Below are 24,474 nucleotides of genomic sequence, written 5' to 3'. Positions count from 1 at the left end.
ACGCTTGCGACGAACGGGAAGGGCGCGATCGGGCATGGAAGACAACGACAACGGCATCGAAAACCACCCGGACCTGATGGACCCGGACTGGCAACGGCACGCGGAGAAGGAGGCGTGGGTCGAACTGCGCACCAAGCGGCGGCGGGCCAGACGGGGCAGGAGGCTGGCCTGGACGGCCGCGGCGCTGGTCGCCGTGCTGGCCGTCGGGTTCGGCATCTACCGCTGGCGGACCACCGACCACAACGAGACGAACGGCGCGGCTGGGACCCCTGGTGACGTCGTGGCGACCACGAAGCCCAGCGTGCTGCCGGAAATCGCGAGAGTGGACCTCGCGCGACCATTCGACAACACCCCGGCCCAGTCGTGGGCCGACAGCGTCGACGGGTTGACCGTGCCGGCGGCCGAGAAGATCGGCACGTTCTCGGCCGCCCAGGTGCAAAGCGCCTACGACAAGGTCAAACAGTCGATCAACGCCGGGCAGGTGGACCGGCGGGTGGTGGAGGGCCACGACACATCGGCCTACCTGGCGCTGCTGTCTTCGCGTGAGCGCGACCGCGTCGGGCCGATCCTGGCCGACCGAAGCAAGAACACCTTCTCCGCCTACGTCGCGTTCGCCGCCGACGGCTTCCACCTCCTGCCCGCCGGACCGAAGATCACCGGCCGGCTCTCCGCGCGACCCGGCGGGGAGGGCGAACTGGTCGTGCACGCCGAGTACGTGGTGGCGTATGCGTTCGACCCGGGAAGCTACGGCCCGGTCACCTCGCCCGCGGACATCGACATCTTCTGGCGGCACCAGGAGGACTACTCGATTTTCACCAGCCCGCCGTATGTCAAGAGCGACGCGGGTCTGACCGCCCCCTACGGACCGAACTCCGGCGAGATGTATCCGGTCGCCTGTCGCGCGGCCGGGGCCGGTTACCTCGCCCCCTGGATCAGCGAGCGTGCGACGACCACGGGTGGCACGCCAGCGACGAACGAGGCCGCGATCTACGACCTGGACCAGCCCATGCCGACCGACGACGGGTGTGAACCACACAGTCCAACCTCAACAGGCTAGACTGTGCAATATGCCCGTCCCGAACGAGATCGCCCGTCTTGCCGGCGAACTGCGCGGCTTGGTCGGCCAGCTGCGCCGGCGACTGCGTCAGGTCGACAACGCCGGCGTGCTGACCCCCACCCAGTCGGCCGTGCTGGCCCGGCTGGACCGGGAGGGCCCGGCGACCCAGGCCCAACTCGCGGCCGCCGAGCGCGTCCGGCAGCAGTCGATGGCGGCGACTCTGGCCGCGCTCGACCAAGCCGGGCTCCTGGACCGCACGCGTGACCCCGATGACGGGCGGCGAGTCGTGATCTCGCTGTCCGACGTGGGACGCAAGACCGTGCGCGGCCTGATCCAGCACCGCGAGGAGTGGCTCGCCGCGGCGCTGGCCACCGGATTCACCGACGACGAGCGCCGCACGATCGCCGAAGCACTGCCGCTGCTGCGCCGCCTGGCGCAGCGTGAGGACTGACGCCGTTGAGCACGGCCACGAAGACCCGGGCGAGGATTGGCACCCGGCTGGTGACTCCCCTGGTAGCCAGCGCGGTACTCAACCCCTTCAACTCGACGCTGATCGCGGTCGCGCTCATCCCGATCGGGCATGCCTTCGGCGCCGGACCGGAACGGACCGCGTGGCTGGTCACCTCGCTCTACCTGGCCACCGCGATCGGGCAACCGGTGGTCGGGCTGTTCGTGGACCGCTTCGGCGCGCGGCGCGTGCTGCTCGGCGGCGCGGCACTGGTGATGGCCGCCGGTGTTGGGGGCCTGTTCGCGTTCTCCCTGGACTGGCTGATCGCGGTGCGCGTGGTGCTCGGTATCGGCACCTGCGCGGGCTTCCCGGCTGCCATGGCGGTGCTGCGCGCACGCGCCGACGCGACCGGTCAGGGCGTGCCGAGCGGGGTCCTTTCCGTGCTGGCGATCTCCGCGCAGACGATCATGGTCATCGGTCCGGCGCTCGGTGGCGCGCTGATCGGTCTCGCCGGCTGGCCGGCGATCTTCGCGGTGAACATCCCGCTGGCCGCGGTGTCGCTCGTGCTGGCGCTGCTGTGGGTGCCGAAGGACGACCGGCGCGGTCTCAAGCGCGAACCGATCGACGTCGTGGGCATTCTGCTGTTCTCCGCGATGCTGCTGGCTCTGCTGATGTTCGTGATGAACGCTGCCGTCGGCAATCTCTACCTGCTCGCCGTGTCGGCGGTGCTGGGCGCGGGGTTCTGCTGGAAGGAGTTGCGTTCCCGCAAGCCGTTCATCGATCTGCGCATGCTGGTAGGCAACGGGCCGCTGCTGCGTACCTACCTGCGTCAGGCGCTGGCGTTCCTGATCGTCTATTCCGTGCTCTACGGATACGTGCAGTGGCTGGAGTCCGCTCGCCGGCTCAGTGAGTCGCGGGCCGGTGCGCTGCTGCTGCCGATGTCCGCGGTGGCGGTGGCCGCGGCGGCGTTCTCCGCGAAGCCGACCCGCGTCAAGGGCCGGCTGATCGCCACCTCTCTCGCCCTGCTCATCGGCTCCGGACTGCTGCTGTTCGCCGGGGAGAGCACCTCGCTCGCCGCGCTCGTCGGGCTGGCCGCGGTGTTCGGTTTGGGCCAGGGACTGACCAGTGTGACGAATCAAACTGCCCTGTATGGACAGGCCCCGGCCGAGCAGATGGGCACCGCCAGCGGACTGTTCCGGACGGCCCAATATCTCGGCGCCATCGCCGCATCCGCCCTGATAGCGCTGTGTTTCGGCCCGCATGCGGACTCCGCGGGGCTGCACCGGCTCGCCCTCGTGCTGATCGTCGTCGGCGGGCTCCTGTTGGCCGTCACCGTCTCCGACCGGGCACTCGGCACTCGCAAAAGGCCCGCTGGCCAGGCACGATAGCGCCGTGAGTCGCTCCGGACCAACCTCAGACATCGACGAATCCGATCTCGAAGTCCATCGGCCCAAGGCCTGGGCCGCCGGGACCCCGGGCGTGGCCGTGTCGCTGCGCCGGGGCGTCGAACAGATGGGGCCGCTGCGCACCGCGCGCACGCTCAGCCTGCTGAACCAGCGCGAGGGCTTCGACTGCCCGGGCTGCGCCTGGCCCGAGCCGCAAGCCGCCGACGGCGAGGGCCGCAAGCTCGCCGAGTTCTGCGAAAACGGTGCGAAGGCGGTGGCCGAAGAAGCCACCCGGCGCCGGGTCGGACCCGAGTTCTTCGCCGCGCACCCGGTCGCCGAACTGGCCGAACGGACCGACTACTGGCTGGGCCAGCAAGGCCGGCTCACCCACCCGATGGTGCTGCGCCAGGGCGCGACCCACTACGAGCCGATCTCCTGGGACGGTGCGTTCGCGCTGGTCGCGGACAAGCTGCGCGAACTGTCCAACCCGGACGAAGCGATGTTCTACACGTCCGGCCGCACCAGCAACGAGGCCGCGTTCCTCTACCAGTTGCTGGCGCGCTCCTTCGGCACCAACAACCTGCCCGACTGCAGCAACATGTGCCACGAGTCGTCGGGTGCGGCGCTGACCGAGTCGACCGGCATCGGCAAGGGCTCGGTGAGCCTGGCCGACATCCACCACGCCGACCTGATCGTCGTCATCGGACAGAACCCGGGCACCAACCATCCCCGGATGCTGGCCGCGCTGGAACAGGCCAAGACGCGGGGCGCGCGGATAATCGCGGTGAATCCGCTGCCGGAGGCCGGGTTGCTGCGGTTCAAGAACCCGCAGAACGTGCGCGGCCTGCTCGGCCGGGGCACCGCGCTGGCCGACGAGTTCGCGCAGGTCCGGCTGGGCGGGGACCTCGCGCTGTTCCAGGCGATCGGGCACCTGCTGCTGTCCTGGGAGGACGCCGCGCCGGGCACGGTGCTCGACCGGGACTTCATCGACGATTCGACGCACGGTTTCGAGGACTACGCGAAGAACCTGCGTGAGCTGGACTGGGCAGCCATCGACCAGGCCACCGGGTTGTCCCGCAGCCAGATCGTGAAGATCGCGCGAATGATCTCCGACTCCGAGCGCACGGTGTACTGCTGGGCGATGGGCGTGACCCAGCACCGGCATGCCGTGCCGACCATCCAGGAGATCACGAACGTCGCACTGCTGCGCGGCATGATCGGCAAGCCGGGCGCCGGCCTGTGCCCGGTACGCGGGCATTCGAACGTGCAGGGCGACCGCACAATGGGCGTCTGGGAGAAGATGCCCGAGGAGTTCCTCGACGCGCTCGACGCCGAGTTCGACATCACCGTTCCGCGCAAGCATGGACTGGACACGGTGGACGCGATCCGCGCCATGCGGGACGGCCGCGGCAAGGTGTTCGTCGGAATGGGCGGCAACTTCGCCGCCGCCACACCGGATTCCGCGCTGACCGAACGCGCGCTGCGCTCGTGCGAGCTGACCGTCCACGTGTCGACCAAGCTCAACCGGTCACACGTGGTGCACGGGAAGACGGCCCTGATCCTGCCCACGCTCGGGCGCACCGAGCGCGACGTGCAGGCGACGGGCGAGCAGTTCGTCACGGTCGAGGACTCGATGTCGTGCGTGCACGCATCTCGCGGGCGGCTGCGCCCCGCGGACCAGCACCTGCTGTCCGAAGTGGCCATCGTCTGCCGGCTCGCACGAACCCTCCTCGGCGACGGTCACGCCGTGCCGTGGCGGGAGTTCGAGCGCGACTACGACCAGATCCGCGACCGGATCGCCCGGGTCGTTCCGGGCTGCGAGAACTACAACGCGCGAGTGCGGGAACCGGATGGGTTCGTGCTCCCGCACCCACCGCGCGACTCGCGGGAGTTCACCGGGACCGCAACCGGCAAGGCGCACTTCACCGCCAGCGAGTTGGAGTTCCCGGAAGTCCCCGCCGGGCGCCTGCTGTTGCAGACCCTGCGCAGCCACGACCAGTACAACACCACGATCTACGGGCTTTCCGACCGCTACCGCGGCATCGAGGACGCGCGGCGCGTGGTGCTGGCGCACGCCGAGGATCTGGCCGAACTCGGCTTCGCCGACGGGGATCTGGTGGACCTGGTGTCGGAGTGGGAAGGCACCGACCGGCGCGCCGAACGGTTCCGGGTGGTGGCCTACCCGACCGCGCGCGGGTGCGCGGCGGCCTACTTCCCGGAGGCGAACGCGTTGGTACCGCTGGATTCGGTGGCCCGCAAGTCCAACACCCCGGTGTCCAAGGCGATCATCGTCCGGCTGGAGGCGACCGCGTCGGGGCGTCAGTAGTAGTGACGTAGCTGCGGCCAGATCTGTGACCACGGCCCGGTGGTCCCGTCGCACAACGAAATCCAGGTGCCCTGTTCTTCGTTGTCCACACCGGCACCGTTGTCGTTCACGGCGGCCTGACGGCAGCCGACGAACGGGCCGCCGCCATGCGGCCCGACGAGAACGACCGGGCCGGTCATGGCGTCCGGCGGCGGCCCCCAGTCCGCATAGGACATGTGCCCCGAGTACGCGCCGGGCAGGCCGGCATCGGCACCGTAGTCGTTGATCGCGGACGCCTGCCCGTAGTTGCCGGTGAAGATCACGGCGGTTTCCCGCTGCTCCGCCGGAATCTGTTGCCACACACCGGAAATCGTCGTGACGAGTTCCGGCCAGCCGACCTGCTCGCCCTGTTCCTTGTTCACCGCCAGCACCGGGCCGAGCGCGCTGGGCGGCAACACCGGGAGCGCGACCAACACGGAGATCACGACCGCCACCACGCCGGCCACCGCAGCCGCAACGCGTCGCGCGCGTGTGCGCAGCCACCGCACGGCCGGCTCGGCTCCCGCTGCCATCAGTACCACCAGCAACGGCACCGAGTAGTAGGGTTTTCCGCCCATTACCAGCAGGATCGCGCAAATCAGGGGGTAACTGACCGCCAGTGCGCGGTAGCGGCGGTCACGCCAGAGCCGTACCAGCCCGGCCAACCACACCGGCACCAGCACCGGCGAAAGGTAGACCACTTGCATCGGCACGAACATGATGCGGTTCTCGGTGCCGTCCTTGTCGCTGATCCCGCCCGCCACGGTCAGCATCGGGAACCCGTGCGTGGCTTGCCACACGATCAGCGGCGCCACCAGCACCAGCGCGACCAGCACGCCCAGCGCAAGCCAGCCGGACCGCAGCACCGCGCGCGGCCCGGTCGCGAGCAGCCCGACGCCGATGGCCGCGACCAGTAGCAACACCAACCACTTGTTGGCCATGCCGACGCCGGCCGCCGCGCCGATCGCGACCCACCATCGGCCGTCGCCGGTGCGCAGCAACCGCACGGTGAGCAGCCCGAGCACCACCCACATCACCGTGTCCACCGACGTCGTGGACACCATGTGCGACAGGGCCAGCACCTCGGTGGACAGCGCGGTCGCGGCTCCGGCGAGGGCCTGCGCGGCCGCCCCACCGCCGAGTTCCCGCGCGATCAGCGCGGCGGCGATCACGGTCAGGACGCCGGCGAGGGTCGCGACAACGCGCAACCCCATCGGCGTGTCCCCGAAGAAAAAGGTTGCGGCTTTCGCGAGAAATGGCGTAATCGGCGGATTGTCGACATATCCCCACGCGAGATGGTCGCCGGAGGCGACGAAGTACATCTCATCGCGATGGAAGCCGTATCGCCCGGACAGCGCCGTCAGCATGATGGCCTGCACCAGTACTACGGCACCGACCGGGCGCAGCACGAAGCGCGGCAGCGAAGTGATGTTTTCGACGCGCAACGCTGTCGCGCTTCCGCCCATGGACGGCCTCCAGATTGGTCCCACCAGTGGTTCTTATTACGAACCGGTCAATCCGGGCGATGCTAGCAGAAAGGAACCCTCAGCCGCCGAAAAGCTGGATAACCTTGAGGATCAACTGGTAGACCCCGTAGGCGAAGGGGATGCCGACCCACAGCCAGGCCAGGGCCATCAACCACGGCCGCCGGACGGCCTGGTCGTCGCCCTGGCCACCGCGACTCGCGACCTGCTCACTCATGCGGCCTCCTGTGTTTTGCGGGACACCCGCACCCGGTCGGCCCGCATGAGCGGGCTTCGCAATTTTCACTCATGCGGCCTCCTCCTTTTCGGACACGGGAGCCGGCTCGTGGTACCGGCTGTGCACGGGGCGCACCAGTTCGTTGGCGACGAAGCCGACCACCAGCAGCGCGATCATGATGTAGAACGAGGTGGTGTAAAGGTCCGGACCGTGCTTGCCCGCGGCCGCCTGCTGGTCGGCGATGCCGTCGATGATCACCGGGCCGAGCACGCCCGCCACCGACCAGGCGGTGAGCAGCCGGCCGTGGATCGCGCCCACCTGGAACGTGCCGAACAGATCCTTCAGGTACGCGGGCACGGTCGCGAACCCACCACCGTAGAAGGAAAGGATCACCATCGCGCACAGCACGACGACGACCTTCGACGAGTTCCCGGTCAACGCGAGCGTCAGGTACAGCAGCGCGCCCACGCCGAGATAGATCCGGTAGATGTTCTTGCGTCCCACCAGATCCGACACCGACGACCAGACGAACCGGCCCAGCATGTTGGTCAGCGACAGCAGGGCGACGAACCCGGCGGCGGCCGCGGTACCCACCGGAACCGGTGTCTGGCGGAAGAAGTCGGTGATCATCGGCGCCGCCTTCTCCAGGATGCCGATGCCGGCGGTGACGTTGAAGCACAGCACCACCCACAGGAGCCAGAACTGCGGCGTCTTGATCGCGTTGGCCGCCGACACCTGCGCGGAGGTGACCATCGCCTTGGTGGTCGCCGGAGGCCGGAAGCCCGCCGGGCGCCAGTCGTCGGCCGGCACCCGCACCAGGAACACGCCAAGGGACATGAAGACGGCGTAGACGACGCCGTGCACGAGGAAAGCGCCGGCGATCCCGTTCGTCGTGCTGCCGAAGGACTGGAGCATCTGCGCCGACCACGGCGAGGCGATCAGCGCTCCCCCGCCGAAGCCCATGATCGCGATGCCGGTGGCCATGCCCGGCCGGTCCGGGAACCACTTGATCAGGGTGGACACCGGCGAGATGTAGCCGATGCCGAGACCGACGCCGCCGACGAGACCGTAGCCCAGCACGATCAGCCAGAACTGCGCGGTCACCGCCCCCAGCGCGGAGATCAGGAACCCGGTGGAGAAGCAGGTCATCGACACGAACATCGCCCATCGGGGGCCTTTGCGCTCGACCAGCGTGCCGCCCAGAGCCGCGGACAGCCCGAGCATCACGATGGCCAACTGGAACGGCAGCGAACTCTCCGTGCCGGAGAGGCCCATCGACTTCTCCAGCGGTGTCTTGAACACGCTCCAGGCGTATGCCTGACCGATAGCGAGATGTACCGACAGCGCCGCGGGCGGGATCAGCCAGCGACTCCAGCTCACCGGAGCAACCGTGCGAGCACGGTCAAGAAAGGTGACGGCCACGGTGACGCTCCCCTATCCTGGACGGTGGTTGAGCGTGCAATCTAATACCAAAACTGCGTCGGCGCAGCAACCGAATGTCGAATCTTGATCGACCCGTGAGGCGGGAGTTGAGGGCAATGGGCCGAGTGACCGTACGGCGACCGGTCCGCATGCTGTCCCCGGAGGGGCAGCGTAGGCGGTCGGACTCCCTGGCCGCCGAGGAACCGCTGGAGCTCCGCGTCGGCGGTAAGCCCCTGGCAGTGACCATGCGCACGCCCGGCAACGACGTCGAGCTGGCCCACGGGTTCCTGCTTTCCGAAGGCGTGATCGGCTCGTCCGCCGACGTCTTCAGCGCTCGTTACTGCGACAGCGTGGACGACACCGGCCGCAACACCTACAACGTGCTGGACATCGCGCTCGCCGACGGCGTCCCGCCGCCCGACACCGGTGTCGAGCGGAACTTCTACACAACGTCGTCGTGCGGTGTGTGCGGCAAGGCGGCCTTGGACGCGGTGAAGCTGAAAACCCGCTTCCCGCCGGGTAAATCCCCGTTCGCGGTGACTCCGGAGGTGCTCGCCGGGCTGCCGGATGCCCTTCGCGCCAAGCAACGCGTGTTCGCCAGCACCGGTGGTCTGCACGCGGCGGCGCTGTTCAGCTCCGACGGCACGCTGCTGGCCGTACGGGAGGACGTTGGGCGGCACAACGCGGTCGACAAGGTACTTGGCTGGGCTCTCCTGGAAAACCGGGTGCCGCTGGCCGACAGCGGGCTGCTGGTGTCCGGGCGTGCGTCGTTCGAACTGGTACAGAAGGCCGCGATGGCCGGAGTTCCCTTGCTCGCGGCGGTATCCGCACCGTCTTCACTCGCCGTGGAACTGGCCGAGGAGAACGGCATCACGCTGGTCGGCTTCCTGCGCGGCGCCAGCATGAATCTCTACACCGGCGAACACCGCGTGCTCGCGGCGATACCGTCCTGAATACCACGAAAGTGCTGGTGAGAGCGACCCCACTACGATTGAATGATCGCAGTGGAGGACGAGGGGCAGCGGGCTGACGCGCCCGGAGCGAAGCGGTGGGCGCGGCCCAGCCGCCGCTCTGTGCTGATCGCCGGTGCCACGCTCCTGGCCGGTGGTCTCACCGCCGGCACGGCGACCGGGACGCTACCCATCGCAGATGTGGTCGACCAGGTGCCGGGCGAGACGCCCGCCGCGCCGCCAGGCTCGGGCGTGGTCAAGGTGGAGCGGGTGTGGTCGCAGGCCCGCAACCGAGCCGTCGACCTCGTCACGCTGCTGCCCAGCGACTCCCCGCCGGATCACCTACCGGTCTCACTGCTGCTGCACGGCCTGCACGGCCGAGCCCGCGCGGCAGCGCCCACGGGCACCCGCGCCGCATTGGCCGGCCAGGTCTCGCAGCGGGCCGTGCCCGCGTTCGGGCTGGTGGCCCTCGACGGCGGAGACAACTACTGGCACCAGAACAAGCCGGGTGACGATCCGATGGCGATGCTGCTGGAGGAGTTGCCGGTCTGGCTGCGGCAGCGCCGCCTCGCCGGGGTGGACGGCCTTCCCTTCGCCTGTATGGGGCTCTCGATGGGCGGGTTCGGCGCGCTGCTGTACGCGCGCCGGCGGGCCGAGCGGCGGCAGCGGCTGTCGGCGCTGGCTCTGCTCGCCCCCGCGCTGATGACCTCGTGGTCCGACATGAGCAAGCGGCATGCGTTCCACAACCCGGCCGACTGGGCGTCGATGGATCCGCTGCTCCATCCGGACGCGACCCAGGGCGTGCCCACCGGCGTGTGGTGCGGCACCGAGGATCCGTTCATCGGCGGGGTGCGCAGGTTCATCGCCGAGACTCACCCCGCCGTCGCCTACACGGCCCGCGGCCGCCACGGCGACTCGTTCAACCGCACCGTCGTCCCCGCCGTCATCGGCTTCCTGGGCAAGCACGTCCCGTAGTCGTATTTCCCAAACGGCGGAGCCGCTTGCTGTGAGGCACGCGGCCTGCACCGCTGAGGTTCCGCTACCCGCACCGCCAAGCAAGCCCGCCACAACAGGGCCCTAGTGCAGGTGGGTGCCTATGACGGACATGACCCAGAACGCGACCAAGATGCCGGTCAGGAACACCGCGGACCACACCAGCAGGCCGCGGTCGCCCTGGGCCGAGCGGGTGCGGCGCAGGCCGAAATACGCGGTACCGAGCAGCGGAAGCGGGAGCAGCGGAAACGGCGACAGCCGGACCCCGGACGCGATCACGCAGACCGCGGCGAGCACCACCAGGGCCACGAAGCACGCGCGGTGCAGCCTCTCGTGGCGCAGATACGGGGTGATGATCCGATAGGTGAGATCGCTGATCCCCTGAACATCCCCGCGGCCCTCGGGCACCACCGTGTCCGTACCGGCGTCCGGTCTGCCGGTTTCGGCATCCTGACGGGGCCCCGCCCCCTCCTTGCTCATTCCGGTAGTTTATCGCGAGCGCTACACCGGGCCACGCGCAGACGGCCACGTACTGTGGCCGTCAAAGAACGTGACAGCAACGAGATTCAGCGACGGCGAACGCCTCACGCCGACTTCTCGCCACGCTCCGTGCTACGCCGTCGCGACGGCTGCCGGGACACGATCGTCGGGTTCACGTTCTCCCGCACGGTCTGCTCGGTGATCACGACCTTGGCCACGTCCGTGCGGCTGGGAATGTCGTACATCACCGGCTGCAGGACCTCTTCCATGATCGCCCGCAGGCCACGAGCGCCGGTGCCGCGCAGCACCGCCTGGTCGGCGATCGCTTCCAGCGCGGTCTTGGTGAACTCCAGCTCGACGTTGTCCATCTCGAAGAGCTTCTTGTACTGCTTCACCAGCGCATTGCGCGGCCTCGTGAGGATCTCCACCAGCGACGTCTTGTCCAGATGCGTCACGCTCGCGACCACCGGGAGCCGGCCGATGAACTCCGGGATCAGCCCGAACTTGATCAGGTCCTCGGGCATGGTCTCGGTGAAGATGTCGCTTTCCTCGATCTCGGCCTTGCTGCGGATCTCGGCGCCGAAACCGAGGCCGCGCCGGCCGATCCGGTCGTTGATGATCTTCTCCAGGCCGGCGAACGCGCCCGCGACGATGAACAGCACGTTCGTGGTGTCGATCTGGATGAACTCCTGGTGCGGGTGCTTGCGCCCGCCCTGTGGCGGCACCGAGGCGGTGGTGCCCTCGAGGATCTTCAGCAACGCCTGCTGTACGCCCTCACCCGAAACGTCACGGGTGATGGACGGGTTCTCCGACTTGCGGGCGATCTTGTCGACCTCGTCGATGTAAATGATGCCGGTCTCGGCGCGCTTGACGTCGTAGTCCGCGGCCTGGATGAGTTTGAGGAGAATGTTCTCCACATCCTCGCCGACATAACCGGCTTCGGTCAGCGCGGTGGCGTCGGCGATGGCGAAGGGCACGTTCAGCAGCTTCGCCAGGGTCTGTGCCAGGTAGGTCTTGCCACACCCGGTCGGCCCGAGCAGCAGGATGTTCGACTTGGCGAGCTCGACCGGCTCGTCCTTGGCGTCCTTGGGGCCGGTCTTGTCGTCGGACTGGATTCGCTTGTAGTGGTTGTACACCGCCACCGCGAGCGTCCGCTTGGCCTCGGTCTGGCCGATGATGTACTGGTCGAGGAACTCGTGGATGTCGAACGGCTTGGGCAGCTCGTCGAGCTTGACGTCACCGGCCTCGGCCAGTTCCTCTTCGATGATTTCGTTACACAGGTCGATGCACTCATCGCAGATGTACACGCCGGGGCCGGCGATGAGCTTTTTCACCTGTTTCTGGCTCTTCCCGCAGAAAGAACACTTCAGCAGGTCCCCGCCGTCGCCGATCCGTGCCATGACCGTTGACCTGTCCCCTCCGGAGCGCCGGGTCGGCGCACCTGATTGACGCGTTGCTTCTGACGGTACCCGCCCGGAGCCTCGGACGGGAGGACCGACCATAGACCAAGAAGCCGGCGCGTGTCGTCTCCCGACACGCGCCGGCCCCGGGTTGTGATCAAGCCTCTGAAGAAGCCTTCCGGTACGGCAACACCTCGTCGATGATCCCGTATTCCTTGGCCTGCTCGGCGGTGAGGATCTTGTCGCGTTCGATGTCCGCCCGGACCTCGTCGGCGGTCTTGTTCGTGTGATGGGCCAGCGTGGTCTCCATCAGGCGCCGCACGCGGCCGATCTCGGCGGCCTGGATCTCCAGGTCCGACACCTGTCCGTAGGTGCCCTCGGTGGCCGGCTGGTGGATCAGCACGCGGGCGTTGGGCAGGGCGAGCCGCTTGCCCTTGGTGCCCGCGGCGAGCAGCACGGCCGCCGCCGAGGCCGCCTGCCCCAGCGCCACCGTGCTGATGTCCGGACGCACGTACTGCATCGTGTCGTAGATGGCCATCAGCGAGGTGAACGAACCACCCGGCGAGTTGATGTAGATGGTGATGTCACGGTCGGGGTCCTCGTGCTCGAGGTGCAGCAGCTGCGCCATCACGTCGTTGGCCGACGCGTCGTCCACCTGCACGCCGAGGAAGATGACCCGCTCTTCGTAGAGCTTGTTGTACGGGTTGGACTCCTTGACCCCGTAGCTCGTGCGCTCGACGTAGGACGGCAGCACGTACCGGGACCGTGGAAGCTGGAAGTGACTCATCGCTCGTTTCTCCTACTTGCGCCCGGTCAGCGGCTGCCGTTGGCCGAGGGGAGCTGGTTCTCCCGGGTCAGGACATGGTCGACGAAGCCGTAGTCACGCGCCTCTTCGGCGGTGAACCAGCGGTCGCGGTCGCCGTCCTTGATGATCTGCTCGACGGACTGGCCGGTCTGCTCGGCCGTGATCCGCGCCAGTTCCTGCTTCCACTTGCCGAACACCTCGGCCTGGATCGCGATGTCCGACGCGGTGCCGCCCACGCCCGCGGACGGCTGGTGCATCAGGATGCGGGCGTGCGGCAGCGAGTACCGCTTGCCGGGGGCGCCCGAGGAAAGCAGGAACTGTCCCATCGAGGCGGCCAGGCCCATCGCGTAGGTCGCCACGTCCGGCTCGATGAGCTGCATCGTGTCGTAGATGGCGAAGCCCGCGGTGACCGAGCCGCCCGGAGAGTTGATGTAGAACCGGATGTCGGACTCGGAGTCCTCCGCGGCCAGCAGCAACAGCTGCGCGGTGATCCGGTTCGCGACATCGTCGTTGACCTCGGAGCCGAGGACGACGATGCGCTCCTGGAGCAGCCGCTCGTACACCGAGTCGGTCAGGTTGAGCCCGGCGCTGGTGGTGCGCGCCTCGGGCTTGTGCTGCGTCACGTCTGCCTGCCTTTTCGCCACTGCGTTCACACGTTCAAAATCTGTGTTTTCGACCCTAACGAACCCGGGCGGCGTGGTATGCCCACAACCGCCCGCGTTCGCTCAGAGCTTCACTTTTCGGCCGCGTCCGCCGCATCCGCGGTGACCTCGGTCTCAGCATCGGTGCCGGCCTCGGCGTCCGGCTCCGCCTTCGCCGTGCCGAACAGCTCGTCCAGGTCGACCGCGGCGCCGGAGGCGTCGGTGACGGTTGCCTTCTGCACCACCGAGGCAATGGCCTTGCCGCGGCGGACATCGGCGTAGATCGCGGCCAGCTGGCCCGATTCCTGTGCCCGGCGCACGTACTCGTCCGGGCTGACGCCGAAGCGCTGCGCCTGGTAGATGATCCGCTCGGTGAGTTCGTTGTCCTCGACCGTGGTCTGCTCCGCCTCGGCGATCGCGTCCAGCAGCAGCTGGGTCCGGACCGCCTTCTCCGCCTCGGTCTTCAGCTCGGCGTCGAACTCCTCGACGGTCTTGCCTTCCTCCTCGAGCAGCTTGGCCAGCGCCTCCTCACTGTGGTCGAGGTCGTGGACGGCGTCGTGCTTGCGGTTGGCCACCTCGGCTTCGACGATCTTCTCCGGCAGCGGCACCTCGACCGACTCGAGCAGCACGTCCAGCACCCGGTCCCGGGCCTGCACGCCCTGGCCCACCTTCTTCACCCGGCCCAGCTGCTCACGCAGGTTGGCGGTGAACTCCTCGATCGTGTCGAACTCGCTGGCCAGCTGCGCGAACTCGTCGTCGGCGTCGGGCAGTTCGCGCTCCTTGACGCTCTGCACGGTCACCTCGATCTCGGCGTCACGGCCGGCGTACTGGCCGGCGACGAGCTTGGCGGTGAACGTCTTGGTCTCGCCCGCGCTCGCGCCGGTCACCGCCTCGTCGATGCCGTCGACGAGCTCACCGGACCCGACCTGGTAGGACAGCCCGGTGGTCGCGGCCTCCTCGACCTCCTCGCCGTCCACGCTCGCCGCCAGGTCGATGGAGAGGAAGTCGCCGTCCTGGGCGGGCCGGTCGACGCCCTTGAGCGTGCCGAAGCGCGCCCGCACGTTCTCCAGCTCCTGCTGGACCTCCTCGTCGGTCACCTCGATGTCGTCCACGGTCACCTCGATGCCCGAGAAGTCGGGCAGCGTGATGTCGGGGCGGACGTCCACCTCGGCGGTGAACTCGAGTACGTCGCGGTCTTCGAGCTTGGTCACCTCGAAGTCGGGCTGGCCGAGGGCGCGGACATCGCCGGCGCGGACGGCCTCCATGTACTTGGACGGGATGGCCTCGTTGACGACCTCATCGAGCACCGGCGCGCGGCCGATCCGGCTTTCCAGGACGCGAGCGGGGACCTTGCCGGGGCGAAAGCCCGGGATGCGGACCTGCTGGGCGATCTTGCGGTAGGCGCGGTCGAAGTTCGGTTTCAGTTCGTCGAACGGCACCTCGACATTGATCTTGACTCGCGTCGGGCTCAGCTGCTCGACGGTGCTTTTCAACGTGTTCTCCTCGGCCTTAAGGTTGCGGGTTCGGGCACACGGGTACCCCAAGAACCGAGTCTAGGCCAGTGACTTGACAGCGCGGCCCCGGGCCTGCTCGCCACCGGAGACGTTTACTTTCGAACTCCGCTTGTCTACCTTCTTTGGCGAGCAGAGCCCCCTTCCGCAGGAGCCAGTTCGTGACCGCTGACGCGTACTGCCCCGCCCCCGTTCGACTACCCACCGCGCGTGAACGACTGCCCACCGTGGCGGTTCCGACCATCGCCCTGTTCACCGGCGCCCTGGCGCTGGGCTCGTTCGCCACCTGGCTGTCCCTGGTCCGGCAGGTGCCCGCGTGGGCCACCGTCGGCCTGCACACCATCGCCGTGGTCGGCATGTTCGTGGTGCTCCACGAGTGCGTTCACCACAGTGCGGGCAGGCTGACCTGGGTCAACGCGGTAATGGGGCGCCTGGCGACACCGTTCGTCTCGGCCTTCGGGGCGTTCCCGGCGGCCCGCCACCTGCACCTGCACCAGCATCGCCACGGCCGGGAGCACCTGACCGCGTGGGACGTGCGGGGTCCGGCGTGGCTGCTTCCGCTGCGGTGGCTGACCATGGACCTCTGGCACGTCGTGACCTACCTCCGGCGCAGCGACGCACGCCCCCAGCTGGAGGTCGCCGAGGCGCTCGCGATGCTCGTCCTGGTCCCCGGCACGCTCGTCGCGGTGGTCGGCACCGGGAACGCATGGTCGCTGTTCGTGGTGTACCTGCTGCCTCAACGGCTCGCACTGGCCGCCCTCGCGTGGTGGTACGACTGGCGTCCGCGACGGCAGGCACCCGGCACCCGCGGCTATCCCGAGGCGCACCGCAGGTGCCCCCGGCTGCCGTTCTACCGCTACCCGGAGGCATGGCAGGCCGAGAAGACCGAGGCCGGCCCCGCGGCCGGAGAACCGGCCGGCGAGTTCCACCGGCTGACGGTCTCCGAGGTACGCCCGCTCACCAGCCAGGCGGTGCTGGTCACCTTCGACATCCCGGAGGAGCTGCGCGCGGAGTTCCGCTTCCGGCCGGGACAGCACGTCGAACTCCGTGCCGTCGTCGACGGCGAGGAACTGCGCCGCCGCTACGCGATCTGCTCGTGGCCCGGCGAGGACCGGCTGGGCATCGCGATCAAGCGCGTCGGCCGGTTTTCCGGCTACGCCACCGGAACGTTGCGGCCCGGCGATGAGATCGACGTCCGCCCGCCGGCCGGCGGGAACGCGCTCGCCCCGGACTCGCGGCACGTGGTCGGGCTGGCGGCGGGGATCGGCATCGCCCCGTTGCTGCCGATGCTCGCCCACGCGCTGGCCGCCGCCCCGCGCGCCCGCGCGACCCTGCTCTATGTCAACCGGCGCAGCGAGGACACGATGTTCGCCGCGGAACTGACCGAGCTGGCACGTCGGTTCGACGGCCGGCTTCGGGTGCTGCACTTCCGCACCGACGAGCGCGACCAGGACCTGCGGCCGGCCCGGCGCCCACTACCCAACATCGCGGACGCGCTGGCGATCTGCGACGAGCGGTACTACCCCGGCCGGCTCTCCGCCGGCCAGCTACGCGAGTTGCTCGGCCGCCGGCTGCACCCGGCCAAGGTGGATGAATGGGTGCTGTCGGCACCCGCCGATCTCGCGGGTGTCGCCCGGAACGTCCTGGCCGAGCACCACGTGCCCGCCTCGGCCATCCACGTCGAGCAGTTCCATTGACCGGCCCGCCGGTGGTCACGACCTGTCCACGGGTCAGTTCGGCCGAGCGATGTCGAGCAGGATCTTCAGCAGGTCGTCGGGCGCGTCTCGCATGAGGTTGTGCCCGCCGTCGAGTGCGTGCGTGGTGCATGAGGAATCCTCACGCAGGCGCTGGTAGACGGGCGTGAAGGGCGACTCGCCATTCCATCCGGCGGCGTAAACGTAGTCCCGGCGCCGAAACCGGGCGATCTCGACGGACATCCGCAGCGGCTGGAGCAGTGAGGCAATCGGGTGAGGCGTGGCCCGCGGATCGAAGAACGGCAAGGGGCGCACGGCATACCCGTTGTCCACGACGTCGAGGTACCACTGGCGTTCTTGGTCGGAGACCAGTGTCCAGCAGGAGTCGCCATCCGCGGGCACCATGGCGTCGACGTAGGCAAGACAGTCCACTCGCTCGGGCATGCGGTCGGCGGCCCCGGTGATCACCATTCCGCCGTAGCTGTGGCCGACCAGCACGGCGTCGTGGATGTTCTCTGCCGCCAGCAGCGCGGTCACGTCCTCAATGTGCGTGTCGAGGTTGACCCCGCCGTGCAGGAGGTGGCTGCGTTCGCTGAGTCCGGTCAGCGTCAGCAGGTGGACGGCGTGCCCGTGTCGGCGGAGTTGCTCGGTCAGTTCGGTGAAACACCAGCCGCCGTGGCACATGCCGGGGACGAGGACGAAGGTAGCCATAGATCGCTCTCCGTGTTGGTTTTTCCGTTGGTTCAGCGGATCTCGGCATCGAGTTCCGGAGGTGCTGGGGTTCGTGGTGGGACTGCCGCCAGCAGGGCCGCCACGGCACAGAGGGCGGCGGTCCAGGCCAGGGTCGCGGCGGTCGAGGTGTGGTCGGCGAGGATGCCGGCCAGCCACGGGCCCACGGTCTGTCCCGTGGCGAACAGGATCGTGAACGCGGCCAGCGTGGCGGTCCAGTCGGCCGGTGGAACAGCGGTCCGGATGTGCGCGGTGACCGCGGCGGGCACCGCCATGAAGGTCATCCCGTAGGCGACCGCGGAGGCGATCACCACCACAGACGAGGGTGAGAGCAGCGCCAGTGCCGCGCCGCCGGCCAGTACGCCGAGCACGACAGCCAGGGCGCGCATACCACGCCATCGCGTTACCGGACGGCTCCACAGCGCCGGGGCCACCACGACCCCGGCGCCCAGCACCGTCCACGTGAGCGCCACCTGCACGGTCGGCGCATGCCGGTCGGCCAGGTATACGGACAGGAAGGTGATGTAGGTGATGTAGCCGGCCGCGAACAGGAAGTACACCACCGCGAGCCGCCACAATGGACGGACACGCGCCCGGCCGACGTCGCCGGTTTGGCGCTCCTCGTCGATGCTTGCGGCCCGCCAGCAGATCAGGGTCGCCAAGCCGGCCGCGGCCCCCATGCCACCCCACGCCGCCTGCCAGTGCTCACCCAGTCCCGGAATGGTCGCGCCGGACAGGACGATCCCCAGCCCCGTGCCCGCGAAGTACACCGTGATGGGCATGCTGGATCCGGCACGGGTGGCGAGCCGAGCCGCGATCACCCCACCGGCGATGAACACCACCGCCCCGCTTGCCCCGGCCAGGACGCGGATCGCCAGCATCACCACGAAAACATGACTCACCGCGGTGCCGGCCAGCGCCACCGCGGTAATGACCATGCCCCAACGGAAAGCCGCCGCGGTGCCCCACCGGCGAACCACGGCGGCGGTCGCCACCGCGCCGAGGAGGTAACCCAGCCCGTTCGCGGTGCTGACCGCCCCGGCCTCGGCCAAGGTCCACCGTAGGTCGTCCCGCATGGCCGGCACGAGCAGCCCGTAGGCGAAGCGCGCGAGCCCCAGCGCGGACGCGGTCCCGAGCGCCAGCCGTGCCGCCTGCCCCACCGCCGTCATGCCCACCCCATAGATCGAACTGATCAGTACGATCTTGACGCTAGCACAGTGAACGAACCGATCGGTACCATCGTGGTCATGCCGGTCGCCAAGGGTTCCACCATCGACCCGGCGCGCACGCGCGCCACGATCCTGCAAGCGGCCACCCAGATGCTGTACGAACGCGGGCTCGACGGCATCGGTGTGGCCGAGCTTTGCGCGCGCCTTGGCGTATCCAAGGAAACGCTGTACCGACACTTCGGGACCAAGGACGGGCTCGTGCAAGCGATGCTCGAAGCGCGAAGTGACCAGGGCATACGCCGGATGAACGACGCTGCCCTGGCCGCCGGTGATGACCCCGCCGACCAACTCACGGCCGTGTTCAATGCCTTCCAGAGGTGGTACGACGAGGCGACCTTCCGCGGCTGCGCACTACTCAACGCGGCCACCCAGCACTACACCGATGCCGTCCGGGCCATCACCGCACGCCACCTCCGCCGCTACCTCGACCTGCTCACCGGGATCGCCGAGCGGGCCGGAGCCGCCGACCCGCAGCTACTCGGACGGCAACTACTGATCCTCATCGAGGGCGCCACCGTGGTAGCCGACCACCACAGCCCCACTCGCGCGGGCGAGCACGCATGCCAGGCCGCACTCACCCTGCTCGCCGCGGCCCGCAAAACCTGATGCCGAGGCCCGAATGCGGAACTCATTTCACCGGAGCGGGAATTCGGCTGCCTGAAGCCGGAACTCGCCTTACTGAACCGAGAACTCGGCTGCCTGAAGCCGGAACTCGCCCGCCTGGAGCGGGAATTCAGGTACCTGAAGCCGGAACTCGGCGGCCTGGAGCGGCTGAAGGCAGCCCAGATGCAGTCGGTGCGACCGTCCACTGTGGTCGCACCCTCGATCTGGAAGGCGGCGGTGCCGGCTCCCCAGACGAACCCGGCCGGGAACTTCACGACATCCCCGGCGACACCGTCATTTCGCTTCTGTTCCGCCATAAACCAGTTGCCCTTTCACGGCACCCTGCATGATGCCCGCCACGATTCCCGAAATGCGTTCCGAACAGGGTCGTTAAGATCATGCCGATCGCGACCAGGCTCGCCGCGTAGGGCATCAGCACCCCGACCCGCCAGCCCGAGCGGAAGCGCACCCTCGTGTTGAGCGCCGCGGCCAGCAGCACGGCGATCACGATCTGCGGCCCGCTGGAAAGCACGAAGATCGATACCGTGTTCAGCACGGCGTTCCAGAACTGCCCGTCACCCACCAATTCGACGTAGTTCTTTCCAGGCCGAGGAACTTCGGATTGTCGTCACCGATATCCCAGTCGAACAAGGACACGTAGGCCGTGTAGAGGAGCGGCACAGGCCGGTGGTGGCGAACACCACGAAGAACGGCGCGATGTACGGGTACGGGGACCACCTTGATGTCCCAGTGCGCCTGCACGCCTTCAGGCTGGGTTTGTGCGGTTCCCCGCTGGGCGCCCGCCGCGGCCGCGCGCGACCCGCCAGGACAGTGCGAACGGTCGGTTCGCGCCTGTCGGTTCAGTCGCCGGAGTGGTCCGGCAGGAGTTGGGCCGCGAGTGATCGTGCCGTGGCAGTGAGTGTGGCCGTGTCCAGCCCGGTCCGGCTCATGAACACGAGCCCTTTTGCGCGGCCAGGAGGGCTCGCGCCGCACCGGGCCGACCCGCTCCCCCGCGCGCTACGCCTGCTGCGGCTGCCCGTGGTGTTCGGTGGGCCGCCCGGAAACCTCACCCGCGGCGTGCACGTCGTCGACTTCGACAACTCCTCCGGCGCCCGGCTCGCCGCGGAGTACCTGCTGGGCAGCGGACGGCGGCGGATAGCCACGGTCGCCGGACCGCAGGACCAGACCGCCGCGCGGCACCGGCTGTCCGGCCGGCGCGAGACGTTGCGGGCGGCCGGCCACGAACCCGCCGATCTCGCCGAGGAAGCCGCCTTCACGCTGGACGGCGGCCGGGCGGCGATGGAACGGCTCCTGGACCGTCACCCCGATCTGGACGCGGTGTTCGTGAGCGGCAAACCGATCAAGGGCGGGCCGGCTGGCACTCCCGGTGTCGATGACCGTGCGGGAATCCGCCTGAGGGCGGCAAATCCCGGCCGCCGCGCGGACCGGTCCCCTGCATGGCACAAATCACATTGCCCCGCAACGGACGCCCGTGAAAGATGCTCCGGTGCGAAGACTGGGGATTCTCACCGGCACGCTTGTGTGCGCGGTGGTGGCCGTACTGGCCCAACTCCCGCTGATCGGTAACCGGATCTTCTACTACTGGGACGACAGCGCGGCGCAGTTCCTGCCGATGTGGTACCACCTCGGCCAACTCGTGGCGGGTGGACACTGGCCCACTCTGCTGGATCTCCATACCTGGATGGGCGGAAACGTCGCGGGCGAGGCGTTGTTCGGCGTCTACAACCCGCTCAACGTGGCCAACTTCCTGCTGGTCTTCGGGATCGGTGACCTCGCCGTCGCGGCAGCGGTGGTGAAGACCGAGTTCCTGATCATGCTGGCGCTCGGCACCTACCTGGTCTGCCGCGAGTACGAAGCGAAACGACACGTGTCGGCCGCGGTCGCGATCGCGTTGCCGTTTTCCGGCTTCACTCTTTACTTCGACACCGCCGCGTGGGCCTCGGGCCTGATTTCCTTCGCCTACCTCCCGTTCGTGTGGTGGTCGGTACGCAAGGCCGCGCGGGGCGCGCTCAACCCGTTCTGGGCCTTCCTGATCGGCGCTGGAGCCATCACCTCCGGCAACCCGTACGGCGTGCTCGGCGTGTGCGTCGTGTTGCTGGGCCTGCTCGTCGAATTCGGCGTGCGGAAGCGATGGCGCGGATTCCGCACGACGCTTCTGCTCGGCGTGTGTGTCGGCCTGGTGGTGCCGCTGGTGTTCCTGCCGCTGGCGCTGACCGGACCGGTCACCTGGCGCGCGGGCTGGGGCATCCTCAACGACGGCTTCCTGGTGCCCAGCGGCACCGATCTGATGGCCATGAGCGTGCCCGGCTACCTGCCCCGCATCACGGCCTTCGACGGCGCCGAAAGCCTGCGGGTACCGGCGGCCTACTTCGCGTGGTTCGCGCTGCCACTGGCGCCCTGGCTCAACTACCGGGCCGCCCGCCGGGCCACGCTCGGCGCCGTCGTGGTGGCGGCGGTGTTCCTCGCGCTGACGCTCGGGCCGTCGAGCTTCTGGATGTTCCGCTGGCCGCTGCGGCTCATCGAATATTTCTATCTCGGGCTGGGCGTGCTGCTGGCGGTGGTGCTCTCCGCCGGGCTACGCACCGACCACCGCCGCATCCGGATCGTGCTCACGGCGGGAATCCTGCTCGGCGGCGCCTACCTCGCGTGGGCCACCGAGCCGAAGACGCTGTCGTGGAATCTGCTCGGCCTCGTTGTGGTCGCCGCGTTCACCGCCGCGGCCATCTGGGTGTCCCGGCGTGGCACCGCCTTCGGCGCCGTGCTCATCACCGGCACCGCGGCCGTGCTCGGCCTGCAACTCGCCAACTTTCCCGGCAATTTCAACATCAAGCCCTACTACTATCCGCACTCGGTCCAAGCGCTGAAGGACACGTTCGCCGACCGCTACCAGGGCGAGACCCTGCAGATCGCGTCGATCAAGACAGCGTCCGACACGATCGGTCTCGGGCCGGACAAGGCGTGGCGCTACTTCCTGTTCGGCTACTCCTACCAGGTGGCCGGCGTCGATGCGGTCAACTCGTACGCGGGCATGGGGTTCAGCGCGTTTTCCGAGACCTTGTGCTTCGACGGCTTCGGCTCTTCCTGTGCGGAGGCATATCCGAACCTCTGGCGGCCCACCTCGTTCGGCGGCGCGCCGCTGGCGGACCTGATCCGGCTGCGGACCGTGGTCGTGGAGAACGCGCTCGTGCCAGAGCTCACCGTGCCCGACGGCTGGCAGGTCGTGGAGCACGACGAGGTGGTCACCGTGCTGCGGCGCACCGGCCCGCTTCCCTGGCCGCAGGGCACGCTCGCCTGGGCGGGTCCCGGGCTCAGCGTGAGTGACGATGCCTCCGAGGACTCCCAGGCCGAAACGGTGCGGTTCACCGCGAACGGACCAGACTCACGGCAACTGGTCTTCGCACGGCTCGCCTGGCCCGGGTACGAGGCGCGGGTCAACGGCCAGGAGGTGCCGGTGAGCCTGGGCCCCTCCGGGCTGCTCACCGTCGAACTGCCGCCCGGCACGACAAGTGGCGAGCTGACCCTCAGCTGGGCACCGCCCGCGTTCTGGCCGGGCATCTGGCTGGCCGTGGCCGGTCTGCTCGGCGGCCTCGCCCTCGGCGTGGGCCACTACCTCACGCGACGCAAGCACGGTACGGAAAACGTCGTGTCCCGCGGCTCAGGGACCGTGCCCCGGCCTCGCGGCGATCTCCTCCCGGAGTTCGACGGTGACAGCCCGACAACCCGCATCCATCCGCTGTAGCTCCAAGTGATCTTCGGCCCGGTCGCCTGGAATCGTGGAGAGGCCACCGGTTAGGTTAGAGCGTCAAGATGGGCACGCATGGCGACACACCACAACGCCGCACGGGGGCGGGGAGGCAGGCCGCCATCGTGGTGAACGGGCAGCCGACGAGGAGAAGTCACGGCCTGTCTACCCGAACACGTTCTGAATAACGCTGCGGCTGGCGACGAGCGAGGAGGCGGTCTTGTCCGGTCCACTCAACGGGTTGCGGGTCGTGGAACTGGCCGGCATCGGCCCCGGGCCGCACGCCGCCATGGTGCTCGCCGACCTGGGTGCGGACGTGGTGCGGGTCGAGCGGCCTTCCGGTGGTCTCGACATCGCCGGCGGCAAGCCCGACCATCTGCTGCGCGGCCGGCGTTCGGTGGCCGCGGATCTGAAGACGGAGCAGGGCCGGGATCTCGTGCTGCGCCTGGTCGCCAAGGCCGACGTGCTGCTGGAGGGGCTGCGTCCCGGAGTCGCCGAGCGGCTCGGCGTCGGGCCGGAAGACTGCCACGCGATCAACCCCGGCCTGGTCTACGGCCGGATGACGGGCTGGGGTCAGGACGGCCCGCTGGCCTCCCGCGCCGGGCATGACATCAACTACATCTCGCTCACCGGCGCGTTGCACGCCGTCGGGCGGGCCGGGGAACGGCCGACAGCGCCGCTCAATCTGGTCGGCGATTTCGGTGGTGGCTCGATGTTCCTGGTCACCGGGGTGCTGGCGGCGCTGTGGGAGCGCCAGCGATCCGGCCGGGGACAGGTGGTGGACGCCGCGATGGTGGACGGCGCGAGCGTGTTGCTGCAGATGATGTGGGCGCTGCGGGGAACCGGTGCGTGGACCGACGAGCGCGGCACCAACCTGCTCGACAGCGGCGCCCCCTTCTACGACACCTACACCTGCGCGGACGGCCGGTGGGTCGCGGTGGGCGCGCTGGAGCCACAGTTCTACGCGGCGTTGCTGGCGGGTCTGGGCCTCGACGGCGAGGATCTGCCCGCCCAGTTGGACTCCTCGGGCTGGCCGGCGCTGCGGGCCCGTTTCACCGAGGTGTTCCTGACTAGGACCCGGGACGAGTGGGCGGATGTCTTCGCCGGAACCGACGCCTGCGTGACCCCGGTGCTGTCCTTCGACGAGGTCGCCGGACATCCGCACCTGGCCGCTCGCGACACGATCATCACCGTCGACGGTGTCGCCCAGGCCGCCCCCGCACCCCGTTTTTCCCGTACCCCCAACGAGATTCCCACGCCGCCGCCCACCCGGGGCGGCGACACCGAAGCCGTTCTCGCCGACTGGGACGCCTGAGGCG

At 68.9% G+C, this 24,474-nt stretch carries 22 protein-coding genes and 1 pseudogene; 11 read left to right on the top strand and 12 right to left on the bottom strand.

Features of this window, described 5'->3' with window-relative positions:
- Window positions 1-34 precede the first annotated feature (34 nt).
- Genes A3CU_RS0136795 through A3CU_RS0136780 form a run of 4 tightly spaced genes read left to right on the top strand, consistent with a single transcriptional unit; the run spans window position 35 to window position 5,216 of the window.
- Window positions 35-1,057: a hypothetical protein gene (locus tag A3CU_RS0136795; RefSeq protein WP_027946440.1), complete on the top strand. Its 1,023-nt coding sequence runs from the start codon at window positions 35-37 to the stop codon at window positions 1,055-1,057.
- Window positions 1,058-1,067: 10 nt separating this feature from the next.
- Window positions 1,068-1,508: a MarR family winged helix-turn-helix transcriptional regulator gene (locus A3CU_RS0136790; RefSeq protein ID WP_043843742.1), complete on the top strand. Its 441-nt coding sequence runs from the start codon at window positions 1,068-1,070 to the stop codon at window positions 1,506-1,508.
- A 5-nt stretch (window positions 1,509-1,513) separates the two neighbouring features.
- On the top strand, window positions 1,514-2,893 hold the full coding sequence (locus tag A3CU_RS0136785; protein WP_211246607.1) for an MFS transporter: 1,380 nt from the start codon (window positions 1,514-1,516) through the stop codon (window positions 2,891-2,893).
- 4 nt (window positions 2,894-2,897) lie between these two features.
- Window positions 2,898-5,216 carry an FdhF/YdeP family oxidoreductase gene (locus A3CU_RS0136780; protein WP_027946437.1) on the top strand — a complete coding sequence of 773 codons (2,319 nt, stop codon included), beginning with the start codon at window positions 2,898-2,900 and terminating at the stop codon, window positions 5,214-5,216.
- On the opposite strand, the gene A3CU_RS0136775 is transcribed toward A3CU_RS0136780, so the two are convergent.
- The 3 genes from A3CU_RS0136775 to A3CU_RS0136765 form a co-directional block, all read right to left on the bottom strand.
- Window positions 5,210-6,700: an ArnT family glycosyltransferase gene (locus A3CU_RS0136775; protein ID WP_052372799.1), complete on the bottom strand. Its 1,491-nt coding sequence runs from the start codon at window positions 6,698-6,700 to the stop codon at window positions 5,210-5,212. The two genes, A3CU_RS0136780 and A3CU_RS0136775, sit on opposite strands and share 7 nt — an antisense overlap.
- 79 nt (window positions 6,701-6,779) lie before the next feature.
- Window positions 6,780-6,935 carry an MFS transporter small subunit gene (locus A3CU_RS53125; RefSeq protein ID WP_156960737.1) on the bottom strand — a complete coding sequence of 52 codons (156 nt, stop codon included), beginning with the start codon at window positions 6,933-6,935 and terminating at the stop codon, window positions 6,780-6,782.
- 69 nt (window positions 6,936-7,004) lie between these two features.
- Window positions 7,005-8,357: an L-lactate MFS transporter gene (locus tag A3CU_RS0136765; RefSeq protein WP_027946435.1), complete on the bottom strand. Its 1,353-nt coding sequence runs from the start codon at window positions 8,355-8,357 to the stop codon at window positions 7,005-7,007.
- Window positions 8,358-8,473: 116 nt separating this feature from the next.
- Here A3CU_RS0136765 and fdhD point away from each other — a divergent pair, with 116 nt between their 5' ends.
- Both fdhD and A3CU_RS0136755 read left to right on the top strand, forming a co-directional pair.
- Window positions 8,474-9,310, top strand: a complete 837-nt coding sequence (gene fdhD / locus A3CU_RS0136760) for a formate dehydrogenase accessory sulfurtransferase FdhD (RefSeq protein WP_027946434.1) — start codon at window positions 8,474-8,476, stop codon at window positions 9,308-9,310.
- A gap of 42 nt (window positions 9,311-9,352) precedes the next feature.
- The gene (locus tag A3CU_RS0136755; protein WP_052372797.1) at window positions 9,353-10,282 is read left to right on the top strand and encodes an alpha/beta hydrolase-fold protein; all 930 of its coding nucleotides are present in this window, start codon (window positions 9,353-9,355) and stop codon (window positions 10,280-10,282) included.
- A gap of 102 nt (window positions 10,283-10,384) precedes the next feature.
- Here the strand turns inward: A3CU_RS0136755 and A3CU_RS0136750 are convergent, their stop codons facing one another.
- From A3CU_RS0136750 to tig, 5 genes are all read right to left on the bottom strand, one after another.
- Window positions 10,385-10,780: a hypothetical protein gene (locus A3CU_RS0136750; protein ID WP_027946432.1), complete on the bottom strand. Its 396-nt coding sequence runs from the start codon at window positions 10,778-10,780 to the stop codon at window positions 10,385-10,387.
- A gap of 104 nt (window positions 10,781-10,884) precedes the next feature.
- Window positions 10,885-12,180: an ATP-dependent Clp protease ATP-binding subunit ClpX gene (gene clpX, locus A3CU_RS0136745; protein ID WP_027946431.1), complete on the bottom strand. Its 1,296-nt coding sequence runs from the start codon at window positions 12,178-12,180 to the stop codon at window positions 10,885-10,887.
- A gap of 157 nt (window positions 12,181-12,337) precedes the next feature.
- A complete protein-coding gene (locus A3CU_RS0136740) occupies window positions 12,338-12,967 on the bottom strand; it encodes an ATP-dependent Clp protease proteolytic subunit (protein WP_027946430.1) in 630 nt (209 codons plus the stop codon).
- 26 nt (window positions 12,968-12,993) lie between these two features.
- Window positions 12,994-13,608, bottom strand: coding sequence for a ClpP family protease (locus A3CU_RS0136735; protein ID WP_027946429.1), 615 nt, complete (start codon window positions 13,606-13,608; stop codon window positions 12,994-12,996).
- 110 nt (window positions 13,609-13,718) lie between these two features.
- Entirely contained in the window at window positions 13,719-15,119 is a 1,401-nt protein-coding gene (gene tig / locus A3CU_RS0136730; protein WP_027946428.1) for a trigger factor, read from the bottom strand.
- Between the two features lie 179 nt (window positions 15,120-15,298).
- Between tig and A3CU_RS48535 the strand changes: the two genes are divergently transcribed.
- Complete coding sequence (locus A3CU_RS48535) at window positions 15,299-16,834, top strand: FAD-binding oxidoreductase (RefSeq protein ID WP_052372795.1); 1,536 nt, start codon at window positions 15,299-15,301, stop codon at window positions 16,832-16,834.
- A gap of 33 nt (window positions 16,835-16,867) precedes the next feature.
- Here A3CU_RS48535 and A3CU_RS54920 read toward each other — a convergent pair whose 3' ends face one another.
- Complete coding sequence (locus A3CU_RS54920) at window positions 16,868-17,542, bottom strand: alpha/beta fold hydrolase (RefSeq protein WP_027946427.1); 675 nt, start codon at window positions 17,540-17,542, stop codon at window positions 16,868-16,870.
- 32 nt (window positions 17,543-17,574) lie between these two features.
- The gene (locus tag A3CU_RS54915) at window positions 17,575-18,729 is read right to left on the bottom strand and encodes a YbfB/YjiJ family MFS transporter (protein ID WP_169739734.1); all 1,155 of its coding nucleotides are present in this window, start codon (window positions 18,727-18,729) and stop codon (window positions 17,575-17,577) included.
- Between the two features lie 48 nt (window positions 18,730-18,777).
- On the opposite strand from A3CU_RS54915, the gene A3CU_RS0136710 reads away from it, so the two are divergent.
- Window positions 18,778-19,395 (top strand): TetR/AcrR family transcriptional regulator, encoded by a 618-nt coding sequence (locus A3CU_RS0136710; RefSeq protein ID WP_245617493.1) that lies wholly within the window; start codon window positions 18,778-18,780, stop codon window positions 19,393-19,395.
- 161 nt (window positions 19,396-19,556) lie between these two features.
- Here the strand turns inward: A3CU_RS0136710 and A3CU_RS51885 are convergent.
- Together A3CU_RS51885 and A3CU_RS55905 are read right to left on the bottom strand one after the other, a co-directional pair.
- Window positions 19,557-19,709 (bottom strand): annotated as a pseudogene (locus A3CU_RS51885) (family 1 glycosylhydrolase); the annotation flags it as partial.
- Window positions 19,664-19,975 carry a carbohydrate ABC transporter permease gene (locus A3CU_RS55905; protein ID WP_027946425.1) on the bottom strand — a complete coding sequence of 104 codons (312 nt, stop codon included), beginning with the start codon at window positions 19,973-19,975 and terminating at the stop codon, window positions 19,664-19,666. The gene A3CU_RS55905 and the pseudogene A3CU_RS51885, both read right to left, overlap by 46 nt.
- A gap of 326 nt (window positions 19,976-20,301) precedes the next feature.
- On the opposite strand from A3CU_RS55905, the gene A3CU_RS55900 reads away from it, so the two are divergent.
- The 3 genes from A3CU_RS55900 (at window position 20,302) to A3CU_RS0136690 (ending at window position 24,470) form a co-directional block, all read left to right on the top strand.
- Window positions 20,302-20,979, top strand: coding sequence for a substrate-binding domain-containing protein (locus A3CU_RS55900; RefSeq protein ID WP_425388305.1), 678 nt, complete (start codon window positions 20,302-20,304; stop codon window positions 20,977-20,979).
- Window positions 20,900-23,152 (top strand): hypothetical protein, encoded by a 2,253-nt coding sequence (locus tag A3CU_RS48520; RefSeq protein ID WP_156960736.1) that lies wholly within the window; start codon window positions 20,900-20,902, stop codon window positions 23,150-23,152. Before A3CU_RS55900 ends, A3CU_RS48520 begins: the two co-directional genes overlap by 80 nt.
- Window positions 23,153-23,375: 223 nt before the next feature.
- Entirely contained in the window at window positions 23,376-24,470 is a 1,095-nt protein-coding gene (locus A3CU_RS0136690; protein ID WP_027946423.1) for a CaiB/BaiF CoA transferase family protein, read from the top strand.
- Window positions 24,471-24,474 lie beyond the last annotated feature (4 nt).

It is taken from the genome of Amycolatopsis taiwanensis DSM 45107 (assembly GCF_000519205.1).
Taxonomy (GTDB): domain Bacteria; phylum Actinomycetota; class Actinomycetes; order Mycobacteriales; family Pseudonocardiaceae; genus Amycolatopsis_E; species Amycolatopsis_E taiwanensis.
This window is presented reverse-complemented; position numbering and strand designations above follow the sequence as displayed.

Excerpts from the sequence above, each read along its gene's own strand:
- A3CU_RS0136795 (WP_027946440.1), top strand. The coding sequence starts at position 35 with ATGGAAGACAACGACAACGGCATCGAAAACCACCCGGACCTGATGGAC.
- A3CU_RS0136790 (WP_043843742.1), top strand. The coding sequence starts at position 1,068 with ATGCCCGTCCCGAACGAGATCGCCCGTCTTGCCGGCGAACTGCGCGGC.
- A3CU_RS0136775 (WP_052372799.1), bottom strand. The coding sequence starts at position 6,700 with ATGGGCGGAAGCGCGACAGCGTTGCGCGTCGAAAACATCACTTCGCTG.
- A3CU_RS53125 (WP_156960737.1), bottom strand. The coding sequence starts at position 6,935 with ATGAGTGAGCAGGTCGCGAGTCGCGGTGGCCAGGGCGACGACCAGGCC.
- fdhD (WP_027946434.1), top strand. The coding sequence starts at position 8,474 with ATGGGCCGAGTGACCGTACGGCGACCGGTCCGCATGCTGTCCCCGGAG.
- A3CU_RS0136755 (WP_052372797.1), top strand. The coding sequence starts at position 9,353 with ATGATCGCAGTGGAGGACGAGGGGCAGCGGGCTGACGCGCCCGGAGCG.
- A3CU_RS0136750 (WP_027946432.1), bottom strand. The coding sequence starts at position 10,780 with ATGAGCAAGGAGGGGGCGGGGCCCCGTCAGGATGCCGAAACCGGCAGA.
- clpX (WP_027946431.1), bottom strand. The coding sequence starts at position 12,180 with ATGGCACGGATCGGCGACGGCGGGGACCTGCTGAAGTGTTCTTTCTGC.
- A3CU_RS0136740 (WP_027946430.1), bottom strand. The coding sequence starts at position 12,967 with ATGAGTCACTTCCAGCTTCCACGGTCCCGGTACGTGCTGCCGTCCTAC.
- A3CU_RS54920 (WP_027946427.1), bottom strand. The coding sequence starts at position 17,542 with ATGGCTACCTTCGTCCTCGTCCCCGGCATGTGCCACGGCGGCTGGTGT.
- A3CU_RS54915 (WP_169739734.1), bottom strand. The coding sequence starts at position 18,729 with ATGACGGCGGTGGGGCAGGCGGCACGGCTGGCGCTCGGGACCGCGTCC.